This window comes from Methylosarcina fibrata AML-C10 (genome assembly GCF_000372865.1).
GTDB lineage: Bacteria > Pseudomonadota > Gammaproteobacteria > Methylococcales > Methylomonadaceae > Methylosarcina > Methylosarcina fibrata.
Map to the genome: position 1 here is coordinate 3936041 of NZ_KB889965.1, position 25452 is coordinate 3961492.

Annotated in this window: 24 protein-coding genes; 11 read left to right on the top strand and 13 right to left on the bottom strand. The window is 52.5% G+C overall.

What is annotated here, in order from left to right:
- Window positions 1–217 precede the first annotated feature (217 nt).
- Window positions 218–661, bottom strand: a complete 444-nt coding sequence (locus tag A3OW_RS0118420; RefSeq protein WP_020564933.1) for a hypothetical protein — start codon at window positions 659–661, stop codon at window positions 218–220.
- A gap of 374 nt (window positions 662–1035) precedes the next feature.
- Here A3OW_RS0118420 and A3OW_RS0118430 point away from each other — a divergent pair, with 374 nt between their 5' ends.
- Window positions 1036–1680, top strand: coding sequence for a hypothetical protein (locus tag A3OW_RS0118430; protein WP_020564935.1), 645 nt, complete (start codon window positions 1036–1038; stop codon window positions 1678–1680).
- A gap of 48 nt (window positions 1681–1728) precedes the next feature.
- Here A3OW_RS0118430 and A3OW_RS0118435 read toward each other — a convergent pair whose 3' ends face one another.
- Window positions 1729–3537, bottom strand: a complete 1809-nt coding sequence (locus A3OW_RS0118435) for an SLC13 family permease (protein WP_020564936.1) — start codon at window positions 3535–3537, stop codon at window positions 1729–1731.
- Between the two features lie 403 nt (window positions 3538–3940).
- Here A3OW_RS0118435 and A3OW_RS0118445 point away from each other — a divergent pair, with 403 nt between their 5' ends.
- The 9 genes from A3OW_RS0118445 (at window position 3941) to lysM (ending at window position 15663) form a co-directional block, all read left to right on the top strand.
- A complete protein-coding gene (locus A3OW_RS0118445; protein WP_033411793.1) occupies window positions 3941–4564 on the top strand; it encodes a hypothetical protein in 624 nt (207 codons plus the stop codon).
- Window positions 4565–4807: 243 nt separating this feature from the next.
- Window positions 4808–5311 (top strand): hypothetical protein, encoded by a 504-nt coding sequence (locus A3OW_RS0118450; protein ID WP_020564939.1) that lies wholly within the window; start codon window positions 4808–4810, stop codon window positions 5309–5311.
- A 1012-nt stretch (window positions 5312–6323) separates the two neighbouring features.
- Window positions 6324–7679 (top strand): fibronectin type III domain-containing protein, encoded by a 1356-nt coding sequence (locus A3OW_RS0118475; RefSeq protein WP_020564944.1) that lies wholly within the window; start codon window positions 6324–6326, stop codon window positions 7677–7679.
- A 110-nt stretch (window positions 7680–7789) separates the two neighbouring features.
- Window positions 7790–9286 carry a beta-propeller fold lactonase family protein gene (locus A3OW_RS26610; RefSeq protein ID WP_020564945.1) on the top strand — a complete coding sequence of 499 codons (1497 nt, stop codon included), beginning with the start codon at window positions 7790–7792 and terminating at the stop codon, window positions 9284–9286.
- Between the two features lie 359 nt (window positions 9287–9645).
- Entirely contained in the window at window positions 9646–12168 is a 2523-nt protein-coding gene (locus tag A3OW_RS0118485) for a PAS domain S-box protein (RefSeq protein ID WP_020564946.1), read from the top strand.
- Between the two features lie 409 nt (window positions 12169–12577).
- Window positions 12578–14443, top strand: a complete 1866-nt coding sequence (locus A3OW_RS0118495; protein ID WP_020564948.1) for a CARDB domain-containing protein — start codon at window positions 12578–12580, stop codon at window positions 14441–14443.
- 280 nt (window positions 14444–14723) lie between these two features.
- Complete coding sequence (locus A3OW_RS28895; RefSeq protein WP_020564949.1) at window positions 14724–14852, top strand: hypothetical protein; 129 nt, start codon at window positions 14724–14726, stop codon at window positions 14850–14852.
- Window positions 14853–14874: 22 nt separating this feature from the next.
- On the top strand, window positions 14875–15006 hold the full coding sequence (locus tag A3OW_RS28900) for a hypothetical protein (RefSeq protein WP_020564950.1): 132 nt from the start codon (window positions 14875–14877) through the stop codon (window positions 15004–15006).
- A gap of 210 nt (window positions 15007–15216) precedes the next feature.
- Window positions 15217–15663: a peptidoglycan-binding protein LysM gene (gene lysM, locus A3OW_RS0118505; protein WP_020564951.1), complete on the top strand. Its 447-nt coding sequence runs from the start codon at window positions 15217–15219 to the stop codon at window positions 15661–15663.
- A gap of 238 nt (window positions 15664–15901) precedes the next feature.
- Here lysM and A3OW_RS0118510 read toward each other — a convergent pair whose 3' ends face one another.
- Window positions 15902–16210, bottom strand: coding sequence for a sll1863 family stress response protein (locus tag A3OW_RS0118510; RefSeq protein WP_020564952.1), 309 nt, complete (start codon window positions 16208–16210; stop codon window positions 15902–15904).
- 429 nt (window positions 16211–16639) lie between these two features.
- Here A3OW_RS0118510 and A3OW_RS0118515 point away from each other — a divergent pair, with 429 nt between their 5' ends.
- Window positions 16640–16921: a hypothetical protein gene (locus tag A3OW_RS0118515; protein ID WP_020564953.1), complete on the top strand. Its 282-nt coding sequence runs from the start codon at window positions 16640–16642 to the stop codon at window positions 16919–16921.
- A 94-nt stretch (window positions 16922–17015) separates the two neighbouring features.
- Here A3OW_RS0118515 and A3OW_RS0118520 read toward each other — a convergent pair whose 3' ends face one another.
- The 10 genes from A3OW_RS0118520 to A3OW_RS0118565 form a co-directional block, all read right to left on the bottom strand.
- Entirely contained in the window at window positions 17016–17348 is a 333-nt protein-coding gene (locus A3OW_RS0118520; protein WP_026223717.1) for a hypothetical protein, read from the bottom strand.
- A gap of 150 nt (window positions 17349–17498) precedes the next feature.
- A complete protein-coding gene (locus A3OW_RS0118525; protein WP_020564955.1) occupies window positions 17499–18065 on the bottom strand; it encodes a primase 1D-like protein in 567 nt (188 codons plus the stop codon).
- Window positions 18062–19378: a dGTP triphosphohydrolase gene (gene dgt, locus A3OW_RS0118530; RefSeq protein WP_026223718.1), complete on the bottom strand. Its 1317-nt coding sequence runs from the start codon at window positions 19376–19378 to the stop codon at window positions 18062–18064. Before dgt ends, A3OW_RS0118525 begins: the two co-directional genes overlap by 4 nt.
- A 16-nt stretch (window positions 19379–19394) precedes the next feature.
- Entirely contained in the window at window positions 19395–19991 is a 597-nt protein-coding gene (yfbR, locus tag A3OW_RS0118535; RefSeq protein ID WP_026223719.1) for a 5'-deoxynucleotidase, read from the bottom strand.
- 209 nt (window positions 19992–20200) lie between these two features.
- Window positions 20201–21013 (bottom strand): formylmethanofuran dehydrogenase subunit C, encoded by an 813-nt coding sequence (locus A3OW_RS0118540; protein WP_020564958.1) that lies wholly within the window; start codon window positions 21011–21013, stop codon window positions 20201–20203.
- Window positions 21010–21906, bottom strand: coding sequence for a formylmethanofuran--tetrahydromethanopterin N-formyltransferase (fhcD, locus tag A3OW_RS0118545; RefSeq protein ID WP_020564959.1), 897 nt, complete (start codon window positions 21904–21906; stop codon window positions 21010–21012). Before fhcD ends, A3OW_RS0118540 begins: the two co-directional genes overlap by 4 nt.
- Window positions 21903–22199 (bottom strand): DUF2442 domain-containing protein, encoded by a 297-nt coding sequence (locus A3OW_RS0118550; RefSeq protein WP_020564960.1) that lies wholly within the window; start codon window positions 22197–22199, stop codon window positions 21903–21905. The genes fhcD and A3OW_RS0118550 overlap by 4 nt, the downstream gene beginning before the upstream one ends.
- A gap of 4 nt (window positions 22200–22203) precedes the next feature.
- Entirely contained in the window at window positions 22204–22452 is a 249-nt protein-coding gene (locus tag A3OW_RS0118555) for a DUF4160 domain-containing protein (RefSeq protein WP_020564961.1), read from the bottom strand.
- Window positions 22453–22478: 26 nt separating this feature from the next.
- Window positions 22479–24143 carry a formylmethanofuran dehydrogenase subunit A gene (locus A3OW_RS0118560; protein ID WP_020564962.1) on the bottom strand — a complete coding sequence of 555 codons (1665 nt, stop codon included), beginning with the start codon at window positions 24141–24143 and terminating at the stop codon, window positions 22479–22481.
- Window positions 24137–25414, bottom strand: a complete 1278-nt coding sequence (locus A3OW_RS0118565; RefSeq protein WP_020564963.1) for a formylmethanofuran dehydrogenase subunit B — start codon at window positions 25412–25414, stop codon at window positions 24137–24139. The genes A3OW_RS0118560 and A3OW_RS0118565 overlap by 7 nt, the downstream gene beginning before the upstream one ends.
- Window positions 25415–25452: the final 38 nt, after the last annotated feature.

Below are 25452 nucleotides of genomic sequence, written 5' to 3' on the forward strand. Positions count from 1 at the left end.
TCTATTCCCTTTTTTCGGCAACTCAAACGAATTAGTTCGACAACTAGAATTTTTTCTGAAACGAATGCCGCTTTGCCGGCGATCATTGAAATAAAAGTGAGATTTTACTTGCAGGTTTCGGTCCGTTTAGAGCAATCGGAAGGGGCGGGGAATGGATGGTCTCGAAGAAGATGCTTTCGGTGTGCGCCGGCCGTTTCCGGATGGGTCCGGAAGGTTTTCATTCCTTGTGCCCCTTGGTCAACCAGAGAAAGATGCCCAGGGCGACCAGCAAAAAACTGCTGCCGAAAAGTATGCTGACCGGATAATAAAGCTTGCCGGCCCATTCCAGTTGGCTGTATTTGATGATCATGATGAGCGCTTCCAGAACCAGCATAATACAGACGGTTCCGACGAACCGGGTGATCGTTCTCCGGATATTTAAATAGATGTTTTCGTCGTCGTCCGGGAATTTGTATTCTTTATTGATGCCGGCGCCCAGTTCGAACATGGCCAGCGAAATGATGTAGGTGTTGATGGAGTCTATGATCGTAGTGATGAAATCTCCCTGAGGATGAATGATGAATTTAAGAAACTGATAACTTGCCATCACGACCAATAAGACCGACAGGGCGTGAAATATCGAAGAAAAGACGATTGCCATGATCTGTTTATAATCCAGCATGCGGATAGCTCTTGTCGTTGGATAGGATATGCAGGCTGCGTGACGCCTCAGGATAGGAAAAAACCCTTTATTTTGAATTAGTCTTTTGCCGGGGAAATTCGTTCCTCGATTCCGACCGGATCCGGATTTAATAATATTCTCTTCGAGAAGCCTTTCTTTTCGGAAAGAACGGAAAAGCCGGGCTTGCCATGGGCGAAACAAGACAGGAACCTGTGCGCGGTTTTACAGTCTATGAGCTGGCGCAATCTCCATTTTCTCGTCGGCCTGGTTCTCCTACTTTCCGGCTTCCACAAATCTTGTACGGCTTCCTGTTTATTGCTATGGTGCCCTTCTTTAGTTTCTCCGTCTGTACAAACTTTTAAAGAGAAGTAGCGGTGCTTAAATTTTTATTTGGAATCCTCGTAGTTCAACTGGTGACTGCCGTGACCTTGATGGCGGGTCTGAACTGGTTGAAAGAGCCTCAGTTTATCGCGGTCGTCGTCTTGTTCTCGGTGGTGGTCGCGTTGCTGGCGGCTTTCTGGTTTGTTTACATCGGCCGCGATCTCAATAAGGACGAACTGCGGAAACTTCAGGAGCGGCATGCGTTTGAACGCGAACGCCTGCTGCTGAATGCCGAACGCGAAAAAGCCAGCATTTCTGCGGAAAGAGCCCGGTTGCAGGAACTGCACGCCCGGGAACGGGAAAAGATTCTCCTGACGGCGGAGCGGGAGAAAGCCGATCTGGCTTTGCAGGGCTACCGGAATCAGGAAAAAGAAATAAGAAAAGCCTACGCCAAAGCCAATTTCAAGATGGGCGTGGTTTGCTCGCTGGCGGCGGCGGCCGGCGGCGCTCTGATCTTCAGTCAATTGGTTACGGTCGGGGTGATGGTGCTGGTGGCTTCGGGCAGCGGCCTTGCCGGTTATCTGGCGCGGGCCCGGTATGAACGGGTGTCGAGAGAGCGGTTGCCTGGAAATAAGACCAAGCTGCTAGAAAACCGGACGATTCTGCCCGTGCCGTTGGAAAAAGAGTATGAGGAATGAGCTTCTTGCGAAGCAATGGATCGTTTCCGGCATAGCCCGCGGTGGCCGTCATTCCGGCCAGATCAGCGGCGCCAGTAAGATCACGACCAGACCGCAAAGAATCGTCATCGGCGTGCCGATCCGGATGAAGTCGGCGAAGCGATAGCGGCCGACGCCGTAGATCAGAAGGTTGCCGTGATGACCCATCGGCGTGAAGCAGGCGGTCACGGAAGCCATCGCCACCGTGACCACGTACGCTTCGGGCGCGTGTCCCAAAGCTTGCGCCAGAGAGGCGGCGACCGGCGCGAAGACCGCGGTAGTCGCCGCGTCCGACATGAATTGCGTGATGACGGCCACCATGACGAAGATCATCGACAAAATGAGCAGAAGGGGCCATTCCGCTACCAGATTCTGCAATCCCTGCGCCAGAAGGACGGCCGTACCGCTTTTCTGCATCGCGGCTCCGAGCGGGACTGCGCCGGCAATGAATACATAAATGCGCGTGTCGATCGCACGATAAGCCTGGCGTGCGCTCAGACAGCCCGAGAGGACCATCGCCAGGGCGCCTGCCAGCACCACGACGTCCAGGCGGACGGCGTTAAAGGTTGCGGCGACGATGGTCGCCAGCATGATGGCGGCGGTCAAGCCGGCCTTGCGCCGCGGCTGCAATTCGCCGTGAAACGGGACCATCATCAGAAAAGCGCGGTCCTGCGCGATGGCGGCCAGCGCTTCTTCCTCGCCCATCAGCACCAGCACGTCGCCGGCTTCCAGCCGGATGCTCGAGAGTTCCTGCCGCAAGAAGCCTTCCTGCCGCCACAGGCCGACCACCAGCGCCCCGTAACGCCATAAAAAATCGATTTCCCGAATACTGCTGCCGACGAGTTCCGAGTTGGGAGCCACCACCGCCTGCACCAATTGCTCCGTGACATCTTTTTGCTCGCCTCCGGGAGAAGGCGCAGCCGCGCCGTACCGGGCAACCGGATGCAACTCCACGCCTTTCTCTTCCCGAAAGGCGACCACGTCCTCGGGAGGCGTATTGACCAGCAGCACGTCGCCTTCTTTCACTTTTCGAAGGCTCCGGAGGTCGTCCATTCTGCGTCCCGAGCGAAGCCAGCCGACGACGATGAAATGATAATGATCGTCCTCGGTGATTTCGCTCATTGTTTTGCCGATGAACGGCGAATTCGGCAAGATCTTGATTTCGGTGAAATAATTATCCAGGCGAAAGCGGTTGGAAGGCTCTTCCGTTCCTTGTCGCTCCGGCAGCAGAAAACGGCCGACGAGCAGCATGAACAAAATGCCCGCGGCCGAAAGGCTTAATCCGATCGGGGCAATGGAAAAAATGCCCAGTTCCGGACGTCCGAATCGCTGCAATGTTTCGCTGGCTACCAGAAAGGCCGGAGCGCCGATGACGGTGATCGTGGTGCCGAGCGATGCGGCAAACGAAAGCGGCATCAGCAGTTTGGATGCCGGAATGTTCCGCTCGCGCGACAGGTCGAGCGTGATCGGCAACATGACTGCGGTCGTCGTCACGTGATGGGTGACGGCGGAAAACAGCGCCACCGCCGACATCAGCACCGTCACGACCCGGCTGTACGCGTCGCCGGCCAGACGCCCGATCCATTGGCCGATTTTCTCGGCCAGTCCGGTCTGCCGGAAAGCCCCGCTCATCACGAAGATGCCGGCGACAATGATGGCCGGTTCGCTGCCGAAACCGGCGAGCGCTTCGGAAGGCGTTAACACCTCCGTCAGGGTCAGCGCCAAGACGATGAGCATGGCAACGATGTCGTTGCGGATGCGTTCGGTGATCATCAGGGCGAAGGACAAAACGAGAATGACGATAAAACTCAGCCGAGGCGTATCGAGATTTTCTATCATACCGCTCTCCTTTCTGGTGAGTTTGCCGGCTTACTTCCAGCCCCCCATCGCCGGCACTAACGAATGCGGCATTATAAAAAAAAGACCGGAAGGCCGGCTCGATCGTTCATATCCTTTCGATTCGATGCCGACCTTTCAAATTTTTTGGTAGAAAAGGAAGAATGAAAAAAACCGATGTACCTGAAGATTTTTCTTGTTTCGCCCCATTTGTAAGTTTTTTAGTTGAAAACGGCCCGAACAATTGATCGGCGAGCCATTTTTTTATCGACAATCCGGAACCTAACAAATACAATAAGTCTCCAAGAATAAAGCCTTTTGCGTAGGCCGCACTATTTTTTCCATCGTATCCCACCGGCAAGCCGCGGGGATATGGGAGCGTATCAGTGACACTTTGAGCAGCCGCATGGAAAGACTGGATCGGGAATTCAAGCCCTTGCTTCGCCCTTATAACCTGGATTATCTGGAGACCTATTCCGGAGCCGTTTACGGCGTCTGGAAGAATTTTCGTCTCGCTTATCTGAATCCCGGATGGTACCGTTTCGCCCGCGAGAACCGAGGCGGGCCGTACGTTTCCAGAGAATGGAAACTGGGCCGTTCGATTCTGGACGGTATATCGTCCGACCTAAAGGGATTTTATGCGGCGAAATTCAAGGCCTGTCTGCATTCTCATACCGTATGGAGCCACGATTGCGAGTGTTCGGACCGTACGATTTACCGTTGCTGTCATCAGATTGTCTATCCGTTGTCGCAACAGGCCGGTCTGCTGATCGTCAATTCCCTGATTGTCGAAGGAGTTCGAGGTCCAGTCCCGGCTCTGGAAAGTACGGCCGATCAATCGATTTATCTCGATAAAAACGGTTTTTTCTGCCAGTGCGCTTATTGCCGAAGAATGAAGAACTTTCGCGATAGGGAACGTTGGGACTGGATTCCCGCCTGGGTAAATCGCTACCCGAAAAATACCAGCCATACTTTTTGCCCGTCTTGTTTTGCCCATTATTTTCCGGCGGCTGCCGCCAAAGGGGCATGAAAGCCAATGGACGGTTGTACCGGCGACACGGCCCGGTTTTGCTTTTATCCATTCCCGAAGCTCGAAAGTTTTGTGACGTCAATTCCGGTCTGAATTAAAACAAGCCCAACAATCTCTAATTAAATCGTACTGTTCGGGATAAAGCGGAAACCGGCTTCTGATTTCTCTCAAACGAGAAATCGACACTTATCGACGTATCACTGTAATATTGAGGTTGAATCACTCAACCCCGGGAGAACCGATATGGCAACAAAAACTGACTTTACTACCGACGAATGGGAAATGCTGCGTGATGCGCCCAATCTTGTGGTGCTTGCGGTCGCCTTTGCCGGCGCCAGTGGATTTTTCGGCAGCATTGCGGAGGCCATGGCTCCCTCCGGCGTTATTATGGAAGCCGCGCAGGGCGGCAATCAGCTATTGCGGGAAATTTGCAAGAAAGAAGAAATGACTTCTTCGGTCGATTCGATCAAAAGCATGGCCAAAGCCGGCGGCGATTTTGCCGTTCTGCAATCGGACTTGCGCCGGGAAGCGATCGCCAAATCCCGTGGCGCCGTCGATCTGCTGCGGCAGAAAGGCAGCCCTGACGATGTCGTGGCGTACCGGGGATTTCTCCTCACTCTCGGCGACAAGGTCGCCAATGCCGCGAAAGAAGGCGCCTTCCTCGGCTTCGGCGGCGAAAGAGTCAGCGAACCCGAACGCACTTTGCTGGCGGAACTGGCCGATGCCGTGGGAGCTTTTCAGGCATGATTTTTCTTGGATAAAACCTGTTTTTCCTTGCCAGTCCCGGCGGCGGAGTGCGTGACCGAATGGGCCTCCTTCGTCGGCATCCCCATTTTCCTCTTCCGGGGCGATGACGGCCCGATTCTAACGGCTTCAAACAGTCGGGGCCCGAAGTCATAACGGATCTGCCGGGTTGCACGGAACCGGCAGGTCTTTCTGCTGGATTTAACCGGAAACCGGGTATTGCCGAATCAGACGCCGAAGGCGAATGAACCCGTCCCGGTCGCGATAAACGGCGCTTCAACCTTTTCGACGGTAGGTCAAACCGACGGCTTCCGGAGCCGGCATTCCAGCCGTTTTATAGAATCGCCCCTGCCTCACGCCGTGATCGGGTTTCACCGACAGGCTCCATAAAATCAGAATCCGAAACCAATCCCTGGCCTGTTTTCAAAGTGTCTCCTTATTGTCTCAAGAGACAGCCGTGAGACGGTTTTTGAGGCATAAATATGTCTCATCACATGCTCCTTCCCTGCAATTTTTTCCGATAGCCGTAGACAAGTAATTGACGTAGATAATGAATTTCGTCGACTGCGCTGTTGGCCTGCTTCTTGATTATAAATACATCGGGATGGGTGGCCGAAGAAGTAGGCCTCCAGCTAAATTGGCTCAACCGGATCAGAAAATCAACGTGGATTTGAACAAGACGAATTAATTTTGAAGTTTGAAAGTGGCCTCCATTCCAACCTCATCTTTTTCGGGCTTGATGAAGAACATGAACTGAATTGCAAAAGGCATTCGTTGAAATGCCTCGAACATGCAATCGTTGAGTTACGGCTAATCCTGAAGACGCTGTCGCTCTCGGCAAGCGGGATGCTTTATCCTTGAAATCGAGAATCGGGGTCAAGGAGCAATAGTGGTCTTAATAAATTTTTAATGTTTGAAAGCGGTTATTTATTTACATTAACAAATGCAAGCGGACGCTTTTTATTATATTGACTGTCCGTTTGTTTTTTTCATTTCCTTACCCAGAGAGTAATCCATGAAATATTCTTTGTTAAACCCACGGAGTAAAAATCAGCTTTCCACGATAATTTTACAAGGATCTGTTGCTCGTTCCCTGACGCTAACTATCGGCATCGGTCTGTCGGGAGCTGCGTATGCCGCCTCGGGCGATACGACGGCACCTACGGTTCCCCAAGGCCTCGCGGCCGCCTCGACCGCTTCACGGATCAATCTGTCATGGCAGGCCGCCACCGACGATGAATCCGTCAAAGGCTATAGGGTGTATCAAAACGGCGCGCTGATAGCCGACGTGAAAGGCACCTCGTTCACCGATACCGGTCTGGGCGCCGCGAAAACCTACAGCTACACTGTCTCCGCTTACGATGCGGCGGGCAACACATCGGCATCGTCTTCTCCGGTCAGTGCAACGACTTCGGCGATAGGCAGTTTTGGCGAAAGCGCTTCGGTTTCGGCCACAGCCGCAGCGCCAACGCTCAGCCGATCCGCCCCGGCCGGCATCTATTCCATTGATACCCTCGTGGACAAGCCGTTCGTGGATGGTGTTCTGATTCGCGTTGGCTGGGACCAGATTGAAAAATCGCAAGGCTCTTACGATTTTTCAAAGATAGTGAATACAATCCAGCAAGCCGAAGCGGTGGGTCAGAGCGTCAGCATCGCCACATTGGTGATGAACGCCCCTACTTGGCTGCTCTCCAAGTGTAAGACGTTCAGTTCCGGGAACTATGGAAAAGTCTGTGTACCCTGGGACAGTACCATGCTGTCCGCCCTGCAAAAGCTCGTCAATGCCATGAGCACGACGAAAGTGAATGGAACCGCCTTGAAGGATGACCCTACGGTTAAGCAAATCGACGCCTCGATCGGCGGCATTCAATCCGTCCGGTTGACTAATATGCCGTCGGGTTACAACGCCACCACGTTTGCCAATGCCGTCTACCAATCGGTAGGGTACTGGGCCTCCGCGTTTCCGAACAAGCACTTGTATGTGGGTTTGTTCGGAGTTTCGGATGGAAAGTCGAACCCCTCGACGGCTGAGACCATACGGGACGGCTTGTTGTCCAAATACAAGGTGAACTTTTTTCAGGAGGTATTGACGGGCGACTCCCCTTCTCTGGGCGGAGATTTGGGCGACGTTCTTGCCGCCGTCAAGAGCAAAACCGGCATCATGTTTCAGGCCTGCGGGGAATGGAAGAACCAAAGAAAATGGTCGCAGTGCGACTGGCTCAAAAACGACTCGCCGAGTGCGGGTATGAGCAATGGTTTTAACAATTACAATGCCACCTATTTTGAAATTTATCAAACGGATCTGGTGAACAGTGCGTATTCTTCGCAGTTTCAACAGTGGCATAAAACCTTACAGCCTTACCTGCCGTAAGGTTTCCGCCTGATTTCGGATTTTGAAAAGGTACGCTGAAAAATTTTTGCCCTTGCTGTCTTTTATCAAATGCAATACTTAATTAACGTTTATTTTATGGAGAATATCTTATGAAGAATTTTCAGCGTTACCTATTATCCGGACTGGCGCTGGCCCTGGCGGTCATGGCCACTCCCGGCCAAGCCGTCGTCCGGGGCTTCGTGCCCAACCCGAGAGGGGGCAACGTGACGGTCATCGACAACGCCAGCGGCACGGTCGTGACCAATATCGTCGCCCAGAACGGGGCCTCCTACATCGTCTTTTCGCCGGACCTGAAGACCGCCTACGTGTCCAACCAGGGCTCGAAATCGGTCTCGGTGATCGATACCCTGACCAATACCGTGACCACGACGATCAGCGTCGGCACGACTCCCGAAGGCATGGTGGTCACCACCGACGGCTCGAAGCTGTACGTGGCCAACAACCAGGACGGCACCGTGTCGGTGATCGATACCGCTTCGAACACCGTGATCAAGACGTTGACCCTGCAGAAGAGTCCGCGGTTCATGGCCAGGACCCTGGACGGCCACTGGATTTACGTGACCAACCAGGGCTCCAATTCGGTCAGCGTCATCGATACGCAGACCGACACCGTCGCCAAAACCATTGCGGTCGGCGTCACTCCGCTGCGCATCACGATCAATCCGGCCAGCACCCGTATCTATGTCGCCAACCATAACTCGAACACCGTCTCGGTGATCGATACCGCGACCCAAGCTGTGATCTCGACGATCACCGTCGGCACCAAGCCGGCGGGCATGGCGGTGACGCCGAACGGGGCCGAGCTCTGGGTGGTCAACATCAACAGCGCCAACGTCTCGGTGATCAATACCTCGAACAACACCGTCACCCACACGATCACCGTCGGCGCCACGCCCTGGACCATCGACTTCTCTCCGGACGGCACCCTGGCCTGCACCGCCCCGGCCAACGCCAACACCGGCGTGATCATGGACACCGCGACCAAGACCGTGAAAGTGACCTTGCCGGTGGGCACCGGTCCCTACTGGGTCAAGTTCGACCCGCAAGGCAAGAACTGTTACGTGACCAGCCCGATCGACGGCAAGATCACGATCATTAACGCCAGCACCTTGTCGGTGTTCAAGAACATCACCACCGGCGGCGGCGCCTGGACGGTGGACGTCCGCGACATCCCGACCGGCGGCAGCACCGATTCGGACGGCGACGGCATCCCCGACAGCAGCGACAACTGCCCGACGGTGGCCAACCCCGACCAGGCCGACAGCGACGGCGACGGCGTCGGTGATGCCTGCGAAACCGCCTCGACCAATCCGGTGATCAACGCGGTGTCGCCGGCCACCGTCAGACGCGGCACCAGCGGCGTGGCGCTGACCTTGACCGGCCAGAACTTCGAAGCCGGCATGACCGCGGCCATCCTGCCGTTTCCGGGCGGCGTCTCGGTGCAGTCGCTGACCGTCAACAGCACCACCAGCGCGACCCTGACCGTCAACGTCGCCTCGACGGCGCGCACCGGCTGGCGCGGCATCAAGCTCACCAAGACCTCCGGCGCAACGGGATCGCTCTCCCAGTCCTTCAGAGTGCAATAAAAAAATCGGCCCGGCTCAAGGTCTTCGGATCTTGAGCCGGACCGGCGACGCCTCTCTTATCCTTTTACCGAACCAGCAGAATTTGCTGTTTTAGTGCCTTCTTCGGGTTTCGCCTCAGGTCTGGCCGAAGCCCGATTTCAAATGCTCAGCCAGAGCGGTTAAACGCTCATTAAAATCACTCGTTATTGAGATAAACTAGAAAATTGTGAATGAAATGAACGAAGATACTCCTCCCTTCCCAGCTCGGTCAGTCTCTTCGTTATAGCGGGAATTCCGGTATTTCTTCAATAATTCGAGCTTATTTCCAGCTAAGCTAATAAAATTTAAATGCTCTAACTGGATAGAAAACTGGATTCGTCATGCTCACAACCCATCCTCAAAACATGCCGGAATGGCTTTTCAGAGCGCTGGATTCCGCCAGTTGCGGCATCACGGTCGCCGATGCGCAAGATCCGGACATGCCTCTCATTTATGTCAATCCGGCATTTGAAGCCATGACCGGTTATTCAAAAGACGAAATCCTGGGGCGGAACTGCCGGTTTCTTCAGGGGGCGGACCGTGAACAGTCCGAGCTGGCGGTCATCGGCCGGGCGTTGAAGGAAGGTCGGGAAGCCTCGGCGGTTCTCAGGAATTACCGTAAAGACGGAACGTTATTCTGGAATGAATTGCGGCTGTCTCCGGTTTTCGACGACCAGGACCGGCTCGCCTATTATGTCGGCATTCAAACCGACGTCACCGCGCAAAAGGAAGCGCAGGCCAAATTGCAAAGGCAGAACCCGAGTTTTCACGAATGCCTCGAAGCCATCCCTTTCGGCGTACTGGTTCTGGATGTGGAAGGGCGGATCTTCTTTGCCAACAAAGCGGCAAGTCTCATTATGGGAAGACGCTTCGAGCCGGGCGACAGTATCGAGGATTTCTCCGTCTATTGCCAGGCTACCGTGGTCGGCACCGGCCAGCCTTATCCGCGGGAAATCCTGCCGATCAGCCGAGCCCTGACGGGGGACGCGGCGTCAGTGAGCGATATGGAGATTCGGTCCGGCCATCGAGCCGTCCCGCTTCACGTCAGCGCCTCTCCGATACGTAATCCGCAAGGCGAGGTGACCCATGCGGTGGCGATTTTTGCCGATATAACCGAGATCAGGGAAAAGGAAAACAAGCTGAAGGAAGAGGAAGCGCGTTACCGCGCCCTTATGAATAGTTCCCTGGATGCGGTCGTTACGACCGATGCGTCCGGAATCATTCAATCCGTCAATCCGATGGTAAAGTCCATGTTCGGCTACTCTCCCGAAGAGCTGCTGGGACGCAACGTCAATCTGCTGATGCCTGAACCTCAACGGAGTCTGCATGAGCATTATATCGAGAACTACTTGAAAACCGGGCAATCCAATATCATGGGAGCCGTCCGGGAATTGTCGGCATGCCGGAAGGACGGTACGGTGTTTCCCGTTGATGTCTCGGTAACCGAGGTAAAGCTTCCCCAAGGGATTTTGTTTAAAGGCATCGTGCGTGATGTTTCCCCGCGCAAGAAAGCCGAGATGCTGGCTGCGCATACCCTGGCCGAGCTCAAGAGAAGCCAGGAAAATCTGTTGGTTTTGCTTAACCAGTTTCGGGTAGGCACCTTGATGCTGGATGCCGAACATCGAGTCGAATTCGTCAGCAAGTCCTGCGAACAGTTCGCCGGGATCGATCACCAGAGCGCTCTGGGACAGGCGTGGGATCAGGTGCTGCCTTTCGCGATGCAGTCGAAATTGCAGTTGCAGCAGATGCTGGATCGCTTACCTTCCGAACGCTATCGCATCACTTTACACTGGGAGGATTCCGACCAACAATCTTACTGGGTCGAATGCGACGTTCGCGACGATCCTCAGAACTCCCATCGTCATATCTTGCTGCTGTACGACGTCACCGAAATTCATCGGCTGCGGCAAGCCATCGAGGAAAGCCGCTACGGCCGCATGCTCGGCAACTCCGAGCCCATGCGGGAGCTGTTCAGTCTCATCAAGGACGTGGCCCGCGGGGACTGGACCGTACTGATCGAAGGCGAAACCGGCGTCGGCAAGGAACTGGTGGCTCATAATATTCATGCGGCCAGCCCGCGCAAGGACGGGCCTTTTATTGCCGTCAATTCGGCCGGTCTGAGCGAGTCGCTGCTGGCCAGCCAGCTCTTCGGCCATCGCAAGGGCGCGTTCACCGGGGCCGTGATCGATCAGGAAGGACTTTTCGAGGCGGCGCACGGCGGCACCTTGTTTCTGGACGAGATCGGGGATTTGCCGCTGAACATGCAGGCTTCCCTGTTGCGTGTGCTTCAAGAAAAGGAGATCACGCGCCTCGGCGAGACTCGTCCGCGCAAGGTCGACGTCCGGATTTTGGTGGCGACCCACAAAGACCTGGCCGCAGAGTCACGGGCGGGACGTTTTCGCGAAGATTTGCTCTACCGGTTGCGGGTGGCCCGGCTTTGCGTGCCGCCCTTGCGCGAACGCAAGGACGACATTCCCCTGCTGGTGGAAGCGTTTCTTCGAAACAGTTACCACTTTTCCAGCAGGATTCAACCTCGATTCGGCGCCGAGGCCATGCAATGTCTGATGAATTACGACTGGCCGGGCAACGTGCGCGAGCTGAAAGCCTGCGTCGATTATGCCGTCATACACTGCAAGGGCGAGCGCATCGAGGGTCAGGACCTTCCGCCGGAAATCAGCCGAGCCGCAGCGCCTGCCGTGATTGAGTCGGAGCATTTGCTGTCCGTTGGGGATGAGCGCGAACGCATTCGGGAGGCGCTGAAAAAAACCCGAGGCAACCGTCTGCAGGCCGCCAAACTGCTCGGCATCAGCAGGGCAACCTTCTACCGCCGTCTGACGGAATTGGACATTGCCAAAGATCAATGACTCTTCATTACGGCGACGACGTTTTTTAACAGGGAGCCATCCTCTGTCTCAACTCTTAAAAAACCGAAATGGCGAGGGATAGAGATTGCCTGGAGCGATCCCTGGCCATTTGCCGCTACCTTCCGTAGAACATCCCGCGAGAGCTTCGAGGGATTGCCGATTTTGTTCACATCATTGAACCTTTTTCCCTCATAACGCGATAAATGACTACCGCGCATCCAATGCTGTTTTCCAATTTCGGGTAATTTTCCCGGCCTGTCGTGTGCGATTTATTGATCGATTCCAACGCTCTTTCAAAACTCTTCGAATCCAATTCCGAAAAGAAAGCTTTATCCGCTTCCATGGCTAGGTAAGCGGTTCTCTAAGTTCTTTCGGTTCTCTCTATTTAGTATCTTGCAGGATTAAAAATATGAAAAAAATAATAATGGTTGGCCTGTTGATAATAAGTTCATCAGTAAATTCATACGTTCTAACGGAATGGACGAGCGATCCCGGAGGTACGGCCATCGCCAGGGATGCTTCGGACAACGTCTATACGGTGCATGCGGACATCAATCCAGGAAGCGAAATCAATCTGACCAAACGCGACTCCGAAGGCAATATCCTCTGGACGGCCACGGCGCCCAACATCGACACCGGTTATGAAGTCGCCAATTGGGTGTCCGTGGATACGGCCGGGAATGTTGTCGTGACCGGCAAATTGCAGGGAGGAAGTTTCGAAAACCGCACGAATCGTGCCGGGCTGATCCTGAAATTCGACCCGGCGGGAAAGCTGTTGTGGTCGCAGAATTTCGATGGCATAGACAATGGCTCCTACACTCAAACCCATCGAGTCGACGCCAATAACAGTATCTACGTTCTCGGCGTGGGCAACAGCGGTATTGCCAAAGTGAGGAAATACACAGCCGATGGGACGTTAATCTGGACCTACGGCACAAGCGGAACGCTGACCTATCCTTATAACCTGAATATCACTCCGAATAATGACGTTTTGGTCATGACCTCGGCGTCGGCCATTTCGGGGTCCATTGTCTATGCCAAGCTGGATACCAACGGCAATCCGCTGTGGCGCAAATTATTAAACAGCCGTAGCTCGGGCTTTGCCGCGGATGATGCGTTCGGCAATACTTTTCTGGTTCATATGGAATACGGCGTAACCGACGAAGGCACCGTCATAAAAAAGATCTCGCCGACTGGAACGGTTATTTGGGAAACGATCCGTAAAAGGATGATTTCGCCTTTCGTCGGCGTCGGCAGCGACAACAATCCGGTCGTGAGCGGGCTTAATACGGGAGTGGGAGCCGCGTTTGCAAAATACGACAGCGATGGCAACGAGCTTTGGGAGAATCTCGACGCGGACGGCGCGTCCATTGTTTTGCAGCAATGGTCGCCCACGCAAATGGACGAGCAGAATAATGCCTATGTGCAAGGTTTTGGCGCATTGTGCAAAGTCAATAGCGACGGTACGTCCGCGTGGACCACAGACAGCAGCAGCAATGATGCGGGATTTTCCGTCGGCAACGATCAGAGCGTTTATACGGTAGGGGCAACCACGGCCAAATTAGTCGAAATACCCGGTTCGGCGCCCTCGGCGGATCTGGTGTTGAGTCTGAGCGTTACGCCAGGTTCGGCGATGACCGGAGAAACCATCAGCTACCAGGCGACCGTGACCAACAATGGCCCATCTTCCGCTACGGGCGTGACCGTTACCGGTTCGGTATCGTCCATGACGTCCTGCAGCATCGGCGCGCTTTCATCAGGCGCTAGCGCGAGCTGTACTCTTACCGAGACCGCTTCGACAGCCGGTACGTTCTCCCGTACGGTGACCGTCAGCGGTAACGAGACCGATCCCGTTTTCACCAACAACAGAATCGAGACCTTCATTACCGTCGTTGCCGCGTCATCCGGCGCCGATCTGGCTTTGACGATGACCGACGCTCCGGATCCGGTCAGGAGAGGCGCCAACCTGGTGTATACGCTGACGGTACAGAACAACGGACCGAGCCAGGCGGGCAATGTTTCACTGAGCGACGTGTTACCGGCCAACGTCACCCTGGTCGGCGCCGTTCCTGCGCAAGGCACCTGCACCGGCAGCGCCACGGTCAACTGCACTTTGGGGACCTTGAACAACGGCGCCAAAACAACGGTAAAAATTACCGTCCGGCCCAGAGTAACCGGCACGATCAGTAACAGTGCCAGCGTCGGCAGCGCATCGGTCACCGATCCCAACTCGGCCAACAATAGCGCAACGGCTACGACCACAGTCAGAAGGTAACGGCAGTGCAATAAGCGGCATCGGCTTTCTGACGGATCATCGAAAAAGCCGCTTTTGATTATTGCGGTTAAATCGGATTCCGGGATTAACCCGCGGAGTACGGAATAGCATCCGCGCGTATTGTGCCGTATGATTGAACTCCATTCGGTGCAGTACGCGACCAGTCTATCAGGATTACGATCCCTATGCGCCGAAAAGTCGAATGCGGACGGTTACGATTGAGTGCAAGAAAACAATTTGCTACTGTGCCTGTCATTGACCTCACCCACGGGATTTTATTATGATCGGCACCATTACCGCATTCCTGATCACCTACCGGTTTTCCAAAAGCGCCAAAGCGACCGGCAAGGACCCGTTGTTTTCGGCTATCCTGGATTTTCTGGCTTATCTGGTTCCCTGCCTCGCCTGAACCCTTATCGTCACCCCGGGCCTTGCTCGATGCAGTCGAACACGATCCCGGCATCCTGTCCGGCTTGTTCGTCAATTACGCTGATATTCTGGTGGGCATCGCCTGCGCCATCGGGATTAAATTGATGCATTTCAAGCGGGTTAAAACGGAGTAGAAATTTGCATAGGCTGTAGGTTGGGTTGGCGAAGACAACCCAACAAATCGGAGCAGGAATGTTGGGTTGCCAAAAAACAGGCAACCCAACCTACGGTGCTTGACCTGAACGCCAGGCAAGGTGTATGGTCCGAAGCCGAAGCTTTTCGTTTGCTGACTTCAGGAAATCTTCGAATATACCTAAATTTCCATTAGAAAAAGGAGACAGATCATGAGTTTGTTCGACTTTGTCAGTAATATCGGGACCAAACTGTTTGGCGACGAAAATGACGCCCCTGCTGCAATTAAAAAACGGATTGATGAAGATAACCCGGGCCTGGAGAATTTTCAGGTGCAAGTGAAGGATGGGCGCGCCGTCTTGAGCGGCACCGCGAAATCCGCCGAAGCTCTGGAGAAAGCGGTGCTGATCGTGGGGAATACCCAGGGCATCGAAAAAATCAATATCGATGCCGTCACTGTCGCGGACGGAGGCAAAATCGGGAGCGACGATGAATTTTATACGATCGAAAAAGGCGATACGCTGTGGAAAGTCGCCGAAAAAGCATACGGAAACGGCGCCCAGTATCAAAAAATCTTCGAAGCAAATCGCGAAGTGATCAAAGACGCGGATAAAATCTTTCCGGGCCAAAAAATCCGTATTCCTAAAAATATCCAATGAAAGACTGATAGGTTAGTCAACCGCTTGCCGGCGACTGCTTCTTAGTTCGTAGCCTCTCGGGGCGATATCCATGCAGTTGTCGTTAACCGAATATATTGCAAGATGAGTGTTGGGTTGCGAAAAGCATGCAACCCAACCTTGTATCTACGCAGTTTATAGAGTTTTTGAGCAGGCTCTTCGACAAGCTCGGCGTAAGGTAAATTTATGGCTGGGATTAATAGCCTGTAAATCTTTATCTTTAGGAAAAAAATGATTTCACGGAAGACGTAAAATTGTCCCAGCCTTTTTCTAATTTGGCTGAAGCTTCATCCCAACCTTCCTCTAGGGAATCTTTTACATCATCCCATTTATCATCCGCGGTGTCGGCAACTTCCTGTGCTTTCGCTTTGGCTTGCTCGAGTTTGGGTTCCAAATCATCAATAGCCGCGCGAATATCGCTCATCCTTTCCTCTGATTCGTCCTTTACTTTATCTTTCAGCGCGGACAGCTGTGCTTGCCGTTCATCAATGGAGGATTGGATTTTAGAAAGCAGTTCATCTTTGGTCATCGTCATATCTCCGGAAAGTAGGCTTGAGAGAGCATAACTATCAATTCGGTATCAAAAATTGATCATGGATAAATTCCACAAATTAACGACTTTGAGCTCGTGTAATAGTTCATTGGAGTACCAAAGATTTAATGTTTAGGTCATGGAAAAAATTCATATCAATGACGTTACTGTCGCGAATGGCAGCAAAACCCGGGCAACGTGAGTTTGATACAATCAAGAAAGACGATACGTAATTTATAGGCTAGTTTGGCGAGGCCCCTCAAGCCAGTCAATGCAACAGAGTAGGGGATTGCCGAAAGTGGACAAACAACCTAAACAGCTATGCAGCCGATACGCTGAAAAGTCGAATGCGGACGTTGCGCTTGAGTGCAAGAAAACAATTTGCTACTGTGCCGCTGCCACTCACCTCACCCACGGGATTTTATTATGATCGGCACCATTACCGCATTCCTGATCACCTACCGGTTTTCCAAAAGCGCCAAAGCGACCGGAAAGGACCCGTTGTCTTCGGCTATCCTGGGTTTTCTGGCCTATCTGGTTCCCTGCCTTGCCTGGACCCTTGCCGTCACTCCGGGCCTTCGCGATGCGGTGGAACACGATCCCGGCACCCTGTCCGGCTTGTTCGTCAATTACGCTGATATTCTGGTGGGCATCGCCTGCGCCATCGGGATTAAATTGATGCATTTCAAGCGGGTTAAAACGGAGTAGAAATTTGCATAGGCTGTAGATTTGTAGGTTGGGTTGCCAAAAAGCAGGCAACCCAACCTACGCGGCTATTTTCGACGCGGGTAAAAGCTGCCTGTCATTTTTTCTTATAAAAATTATTGGTATAGCAGGACATCAGCGCCCCCCTGACCAAGGTAATATCATCCTGCTGATAGATCCGGCTGCCCTTATCGCTCAGAGTCGGCATGAGATTTTTGGTTTCGTCGGAAATATCGCCATCGCCGAACACCTCATCTGCCACGCAACTACAGTAAGCGCTAGCCTGATCTATAGGACGTGAGGTACTCTCCTGTTGTACACAACCATTGATGAAAACTGATTTAACCCCGGCAGCCTCGCCATTCCCGCCGCCGCATCCCGCCAGACCGATAAATAGCACCGTTAAAAACCTCAAAATTTGTTTGTTCATTTTTATTTCTTATTATCGATTAAAGTTATGGAACTATTTTATTTATCAAAACGTAAAGCGCGGCCGATCAATTCTCAGGTCGGTTTGGCAAAGACAACTTAATAACGGAAGCTGACAACCCAACCTTTGGTGCTACGATATTTAGCAGAGTCAAAATATTGATTTAATAATTCGAGGCTCGCATAAGTATTGCCCAGAATTATTAGACCAGCGAAGTGATGAATATCCACCTAAAAGCCTATGTCCAATCCATCGGTTATCAATAATTTCAAGGTCTTTTTTATTAACCAATAATAGTCTTCCCATAAACTCTATCCATTGCTTAGGAGAAATTAGAGTTGTTGAATAAGCGTGTAATGATCTACCGCTATCATAAAAAGCCATGTTTTTAAATATATTTATTGGTAACAATTTTTTTAATCTATAAATTGTATCAGCCGTTAATGAGTCTTCAATTGAAAAATCAATCATCGGTATGTGCATGAAGCGTCCATTTACATGCACTTTAGAATGTATAGCTAGTTCTTGATCACTGTTAAGTGAATTGATTAATTTGGCAATATATTCCTCAGAAAGATTGTCAGAAACAATATCGATGTATTCTCTCTCGTCGAAAAGAGAGTCTGGCTTATATATATATTTGCTAAGTTGAAAAACTATGTTTTTTTTGTCTCTTAATTTTTCAACAAAAAAATATGGGTGATCTTTATTAATCAATGAATTCTAATTCCTTCAAGAATTTGATATGTTTCCAGTGCAAAATCGTCCGTCATTCCAGATATATAGTCTACAATTAAATGCGCGCGCCTCGTTGCCTCACAGCCAGCCTTTGATTTATATTTTTTGATATAATTTGGAGGAATTCGACGCAGTAATCTTATATGGTAATCTAAATGATGTTTTGTTATTAAATTAGCATCGCCATTTACTAAAGCATTAAAATGATTTTCTTCCAAATCCAATAATATTCCAAAATGCTTTAATAACCCTGTTATTACGCTCCTACCCGCAAGCTCCACCTGTTCTGCAGAAATATGCGAGTATATATTCTTCCTTGCATAACTTTTGACTTCTTTGATCAGTCCACCTACTTCTGATGTTTCTGGTAATAGATTTACTTTTTCACCATCGAAGATTTCTTCCATCTGATTTATAAAGCTTTCAGAAACAACCCCAACAGCATCTGTAATTGTTTTTGTCTTAAATGCGATAAATGGATCAATATACGAAGAATTCATATCGATACTCTTAAATTTGATTTTTAATTGCTCCAAAGAAACAATATTCTTTTCTAAGCCATCTTCAAGATCACTCATTGAATAGGCGATATCATCTGCAGCATCCATTAAATACATTAATGGAAATTTATTTTTAGAACTCCAACTTAATTTCTCGCATGCCTGCAGATAGTAATTGTATTCGCTCTTAAATAAACCAATTTTTTTGATCTCGGGGTCATTTTTTTTATCTTCGCTGATATAAGGATACTTAACCATAGACAACAGCAAAGTACATGTTAGATTAAATCCATATTCATCAGCTCCACTAAGAAATGATGCAAGACGAAAACCTTGTGGATTACCATCAAAATTTATTAAATCATCTGGAACAGTTTCGCTATTCTTTTCTCTATCTTTAAACCAATCTCGAATAGCTGACTCGCCAAAGTGACCAAATGGAGGATTACCTATGTCATGCAATAAACAAGCGGTTTCGATAGTATTTACAAAAGCGGCTAATTGCTTGTAATTAGAAGAGTCAAAAGCATCTAATTTCTCGATTATCTTTTGACAAATATAACGACCAATTTGACTTACTTCTATCGAATGCGTCAACCTGGTTCTGACTGCGGCGTTCGGCTCTAAAGGAAAAACTTGTGCTTTTTGTTGCAACCTACGAAAAGCTGGAGAGTTAACAACTCTTCCTTTATCACTTTCAGAAGCTATTAATATTCCTGGCCTTCCACTAGTTGAAGTCCTTAAACGATCTTCTTTAAGCAAAGCTAATAGTCTTTCAAAATTTGAATTCATATTCTTTAATTGTTCCCTACTTAACTAGGTCGTCGAGTGTCAATTCGCAATCTGGCGCAAAGGTCTGCATAAAAAACAATACTTCTGGCTGTTCAACCATACTGAATATTATTTTTTCAAGCTGCTTGGTTGCAACTTCAAACTCAGTGTTACCAGCTTTTAGTTCTGCCTGACATTTTAAATAAGCTGAGATTTTATCTGCAGCTTTGATAATTTGTTGTAGCTCTATTGGTAAATGTTCGTGATCAAGCAATTGCCGGTAATCTTCTTTTAGATCTTTAGGAAGTATACTTAATAATGTCTGTTCAGCTTGATGTTCGATCTGCTTATAAGCATCAAGAATCGCCGATGAATGATATTTAATAGGAGTTGGCAAATCTCCGGTAATAACTTCGGTGACATCATGATATAAAGCTGCCGTTGCAATGGCATTTGCATCAACTTGACCATCAAAATAACGATTTTTAATGAGCGCCAAGGCGTGCGCAATTACAGCGACATCCCAACTATGCTCCATTACGTTCTCTTCGTGCGCATTACGCATTAGGCCCCAACGTTTAATCCATTTCAGCCGTGAAAGATAGGCATAAAAGCTACTAGTACTATCAGTCATTAGAGTTTTATCTATAATTTGCAGTTACTTTTAGTCTGTAGGATTTGCTAAATTTCTGCAAATCAAGATGAAGCGTTGCATTATCTTATTTATTTTTGATCATGACCGCCGATGATTTTCTTTGGAAAACTTAACAATCGTACATAGTTAAAGTTAGGCTGAAAAAGCCTATTCCTTGCGATAATAGGCTTCATGAATGAGATCTTTTTCTACAATTTGACCAACACCTCACCTCGCCCCATCTCCGCCATATCCCCAGCATAGCGCCGCACGCGATTAAATCCAGCCGCTGTATCGGCAAAGCGCGAGTTCAGGCTTTTGAACGAAGCGAAAAGCATCGGCAAAAATCCCAACGTATGCGCGCCGCAGTCGTTGAAGCTGGCTGGAAACTGCGGCGGGTTCCACAAGAGCAGGGTGCCGCGGCGCATCGCGTAGCCGAGGTAGCGGCCGGTCTGGCCCATGACGGCGATGGTGCCGGCGGTCATTCTGGAACCGCAGTAGTCGCCGGCGTTGCCTTCGATCAGGATCGTGCCGCGGCGCATGTGGTCGCCGACGCGCTCGCCGACATTGCCCCGGACCAGGATCAGCCCGCCTTTCATGCCCATTTTGTTGCCGGGCAAGGCGCCGCCGAGAAAGTCGCCGGCGTCGCCATCGATTTCGAGCGTGCCTTTTTTCATTTCGCAGGCGGCGTAGAGGCCGGCATTGCCGGTAACGCGGATATTGCCGGCCTTCATGCCCATGCCGAGATAGGCGCCGGCGTCGCCTTCGACTTTAATGCGGCCGCCGTTCAGCTCCTTGCCGATGAAGTCGAGCTTGCCGAAGCTGTTTTTGATCACGATGTTCTGAGCATCCCCGCCGGTTATGCTGAACAGCGCATCGACGCGCAGTCTGACCTTGCCGGATTGCAGTTCGAGCGCCGCGATTTCGGAAATTTCCTTGCCTTCGAGGTTCTGGCAGACCAGAGGCGACAGATCGACGCGCTGGTCGGGACGGTGTTTCAACGTAAACGTCAATGCGCTCATGCCATGATCTCCTGCAGATGAAAATGAAACGGTCCGAGTTTGCCTCCGTAATTGCCAGCGCTGATGCGGGTGATGCCGTGTTCCGCGCCGAGATCGCAGACGGCCTGGATGCCGACGCGCATCGCCTTATTGATATCCTCCTTGGTCAGGCCGTCGATGACGATTTCCATCACCGATTCGACTTCCGGGGACAATTCTGTCTGGGTCATGCCTTTCAGGGTTGGGCAGAACGCATCATTGGTCGAGGCGCCGAGCGCCTTGTATTTGGAGCCGACTTTCGAGCCGGAACGCACGACTCCGCCAGGGAACGGCATGATCACGTTCGGTACCTGGCGCATCGCCTCGATCGCCGCTTCGCAGGCGGCCAGAGCTTCGGGTTGCGATTTGGCCAGCACCAGGAAGTTGCCGCCGCCGATCGCATCGACCTGAGCTGTGGTCGCTTCGGCCAGGAATTCGCCGTCCATCACCGGGATGCGCCAGTAACGCTTGCCGCCGATCTGTTTCGAGACCTGAAAGCCGTCGCCGAAATAGCGCAGGTTTTTGCCCAAAGGAATCGGCTTGCCGCCTTCGATGCCGGCGAACAGCGCCGAAGTCGGGGAGGTCAGCACGCATTGCCCGGCGCGGGTTTCGAGTTGCTTCGCGAGACCCTTGCCGCCCATCGCGAAGATCATGATCGAGACGCCGGGCCGTCCGTCCGGCGTCTCGGACGGATCGAGCACCCGTTCGATGCCGGCCTCGCAGCCGCAGGCGATCACCGAGGTCGCGAAACCGGTCATCGCCTGGGCGGAAATCATCGCCCATTTTTCGTTCTGCGCGGTGATGATCGCGCGCGTCGCCTTCATCGGAAATGCTTCCGCGAAGGTTGCATCTATCGTTACGCCGTTAATAATCATGCTTGATACTCTTTTTCAGTGTTCTTTTCATTGTATTGAACCCAATCGATGCGTTTTCCGGTCGCTCTTTCATACAGAGTTTCCGGCGAAACATCGAAACCGCAATCCCAGACGACAGTTGCCCATTCATCCAAAGTGAAGGATTTGAAACGATTGATATCCCTTAATGGCGCGGCGGCATCGTACTTGAAAACCAGATCCTGTAGATCGACATCGCCCGATTCACCGGTATTGAAAACCAGTCTCAAACGATATGCATCAAGATATGTGGCTGTTTTTACGCTGACAATCATATTCTTACACTAATGGTTTGATTTTATGGAAATCCTTGGTATGCCACATTTTCAATAATTCGGGTTGATGAAGCTCCGCCCATTCTTCAACCAATCCGCGAACTTTTCCCGGCAGATGGCCCGCCAGGATATTCAACGATTCGATTGCCACCACAGCCTTGTATTCGTTGTATTTGACGTGAAAATGCGGCGGATTGTGTTCATCAAAATACATAAAAATGACAATGCCAAGAAATCGGCTTATTTCGGGCATGTAACGTTCTCGAGTCTCCTAAAGCCCTAAACACGTTCTTTCAACGGATGCGCGCTAATACTGCCTCGCCCGTCTTCGGTGATTTCGTCGTCGCTGATCTTGAAATTGCCGAGCTTCATCGTCAGATAGCGGTCGAAATAGTCCTTCAGGCCCTTCTCGACCGACGGGTCGAAATCGGGCTTGACCACGTGAGTGGTTCCCCACTTCGTAGCGATCACCTTGCCGTCTTGGACAACCAGATCGCCATCCTTGAATACGTAATCGGGCTTTTCGAACATCTTTTCCCGGTCGGCATTGTCGGTGTAGACCGTGACGTCGGCCCAGTTGCCGGGGCTGAGTCCGCCGCGATCGTGCAGTCCGATCAACCGGGCCGCGCCGGCGCGGGTCATGATCGCGATTTCCTGCATTGTGTATTCGCGGTCGATCGAGGCCAGCGTCGTCATTTTCTGCGCTTCGGGATGAATCGTCGCCAGCATGTCGTTACGGAACGACTTGTCCATCAACAGGCGGATCAGGTGCGGGTAGCTGGTGAACGGCGCGCCGTTCGGATGGTCGGTGGTCAGAAAGATGCGCCATGGATCGTCGACGAGCAAAAAGGTTTCGAGGCCGATCGCCCATTGCAGCGCGTTGACGAAGTTCTGGTCGCGGTATTTGAACGGCACGACGCCGCAGCCGGCGTCGCACTCGATGTCCATCGTGACCCACTTGTTCGGATTCGCGAACTTGTGATTCGCGTGCTGACGCATGTTGTCGCCGGACGCCGTGACGGTCTGCCCGAACAGGATCTGACCGACGTCGATCGTGATGTTCTTGTGCTTGTTCACCGCTTCGGCGATCTTTGCCGCGCCGGAGGAAAATTTGAAGTCGCCTTCGGTGCCGTAGCTATGGAACTGGATGTGCGTCAGGTGCATCGGCAGGCCGCCGATCCCTTCGATCGTGTTCAGCGTCGTTTCCATGTTGCCGGGCACTCCGAGGTTGCAGCCGTGCACGTGCAAAGGATGCGGCACGCCGAGCTCCTTGACCGCGGTCGCCAGCGTTTGCAGAATCTGCCTCGGGGTCACGCCGTAATGGCTGTTTTGCTCGTCCAGATCAAGCTTGCGTTGATTGAACTTGAACGCGCTGATGCCGCCGGGATTCACGACCTTGATGCCGATCGCTTTGGCGGCCTGCATCGTCCAGGCGACATAGTCGTTGACGGCTTTCTGATCTTTCCTGGCGGTCAGCAGGCGCAAGAGGTAATCGTCGCTGCCGAGCATGACGTAGCCGCCTTTGTCCAGAATCGGGATGTCCGCCATTTCCATGTGTGCCTGGCGCGCGTTGACCGGCAGCACCGCCGGTTCGAAGCCGGCCGTGTAGCCCATTTCGGCGTAGCGGTAGCCGGTCACGAAGGTGCTCGGCATCGCGTGGCCGCAGCCGGATCTTGTGCATTCGGTGCGGGCGATCGGGTCCTGACGGTGGTCTTCGGGCAGCATCGTCCGGGCGATGGTGCCCTTGCCGCCGCCGATGTGCGTGTGCATGTCGATCGCGCCGGACATGACCACCTTGCCTTTCAGATCGTATTCCCGGTCGATCGGGACGTCCTTCGCGGGCTTCTTGACGATGCGCCCGTCCTGAATGTAAATGTCTTGTTTTTTTCCCTCGATCCCGGCGGCAGGATCATAGATGGTTCCGCCAGTGAGTTTGATCAGCATTGAGTTGCCTCGCATAAAGCGTGTTCAATCGCATGGAGCGCGTCGGCCGTGCTGGGCAGGCCCGAGTCGCGCAATTTTTTCAGACGTATCGCCACGACGTTGTCCATCCGGTAGGCGTGTCCGGCATGATCGATGCCGGGGGTGCCCACCGGAATGAAGACGTCGGGTTCTTTGGCAAAGGTCATGCCGGAGCGGCCGATCACGATCGTCGGCAGATGGTCGGTCGGGGGGACGGCTTGGGCGTTGAACGCCTGCACCCAGACCAGCGCATCGGCCTCGCCGCCGGCGATCAGCTCGTTGGCGTCGTTCAGGAAAGGGTCGTATTCGGGATAGCCGCGCGAAAAACGGAGGCGCGCGGGATAACCGGTAGTCCAGCCGCAAACCTGGTTCGCGGTCTGGTCGCCTTCCTTGCCGCCCAGAGGCAATCCGGAGCAGCGGGTATTCATGTCGTTGAGTTCCTTGATCATCTCCGACAGCGTCTGAACGGTCAGTTCGGCCTGGCGGAACGCCAAGGCTCCCGCCGCCCAGGTTACGACGCTGTAGCGCGCGGCCTTCAATTGCTCGGCAATCGTCTTCAACTCGGAGACCGCGATGCCTGCAACCGATTCCGCCTGAACGGGACGGCCTTTGACCAGGGCCCGAAGGACCGAGGTGACTTCCGGAAGGTCCGCATCATTGCAGCTCAGGACTTTCGGAGCCTGGCCTTTCGGCGAAGTCGACGCATTGCCGGAAGGCGACTTGCCCAGATAAATCACCTGCCGGCCTGCGGTGTCGTCGAGAAACATCGCTTCGGAATTCCACAGGTGGCGCTCGAAAAAACGCGGCGCGAACGCTTCCGGATCGGTGCCGACGACCAATAGAAGATCGCAGCGGTTTTTGACTTCGGCCAGCGTAGTGTTCATCCAGCCCGAATCCTGCACTACCAGAAGATTGTTGCGGGCGGCCGAGAAATTCATGTTGTCGACCACGGCTCCGCAGCGGTCCGCCAGCGCCAGCAAGGCCCGCATGCCGTTGACGTCGGTCGCGCAGCCGCCGATCACCGGCAGCCTGGTATTTTTCAGCAGGGCCGCGGCTTTTTGCGCCGCCGCTTCCAGACTGACTTCCTTGCCGCCGGCACGGGGGCTGATATCGGTAATGGGCTGTTCGAATGCGGGCGTATTCACTGCGCAACCGTTGGCCGTCACTTTCACCGTCCGGCCGTCGATCCGGACCGCCAGATCGTCGGTGCCGATTCCGCAAAAAGGACTCGGTACTTCTTTTATCTCAGTCATTCGATATCTCTCTTGCTAATTACTGTAGACAGGATCAA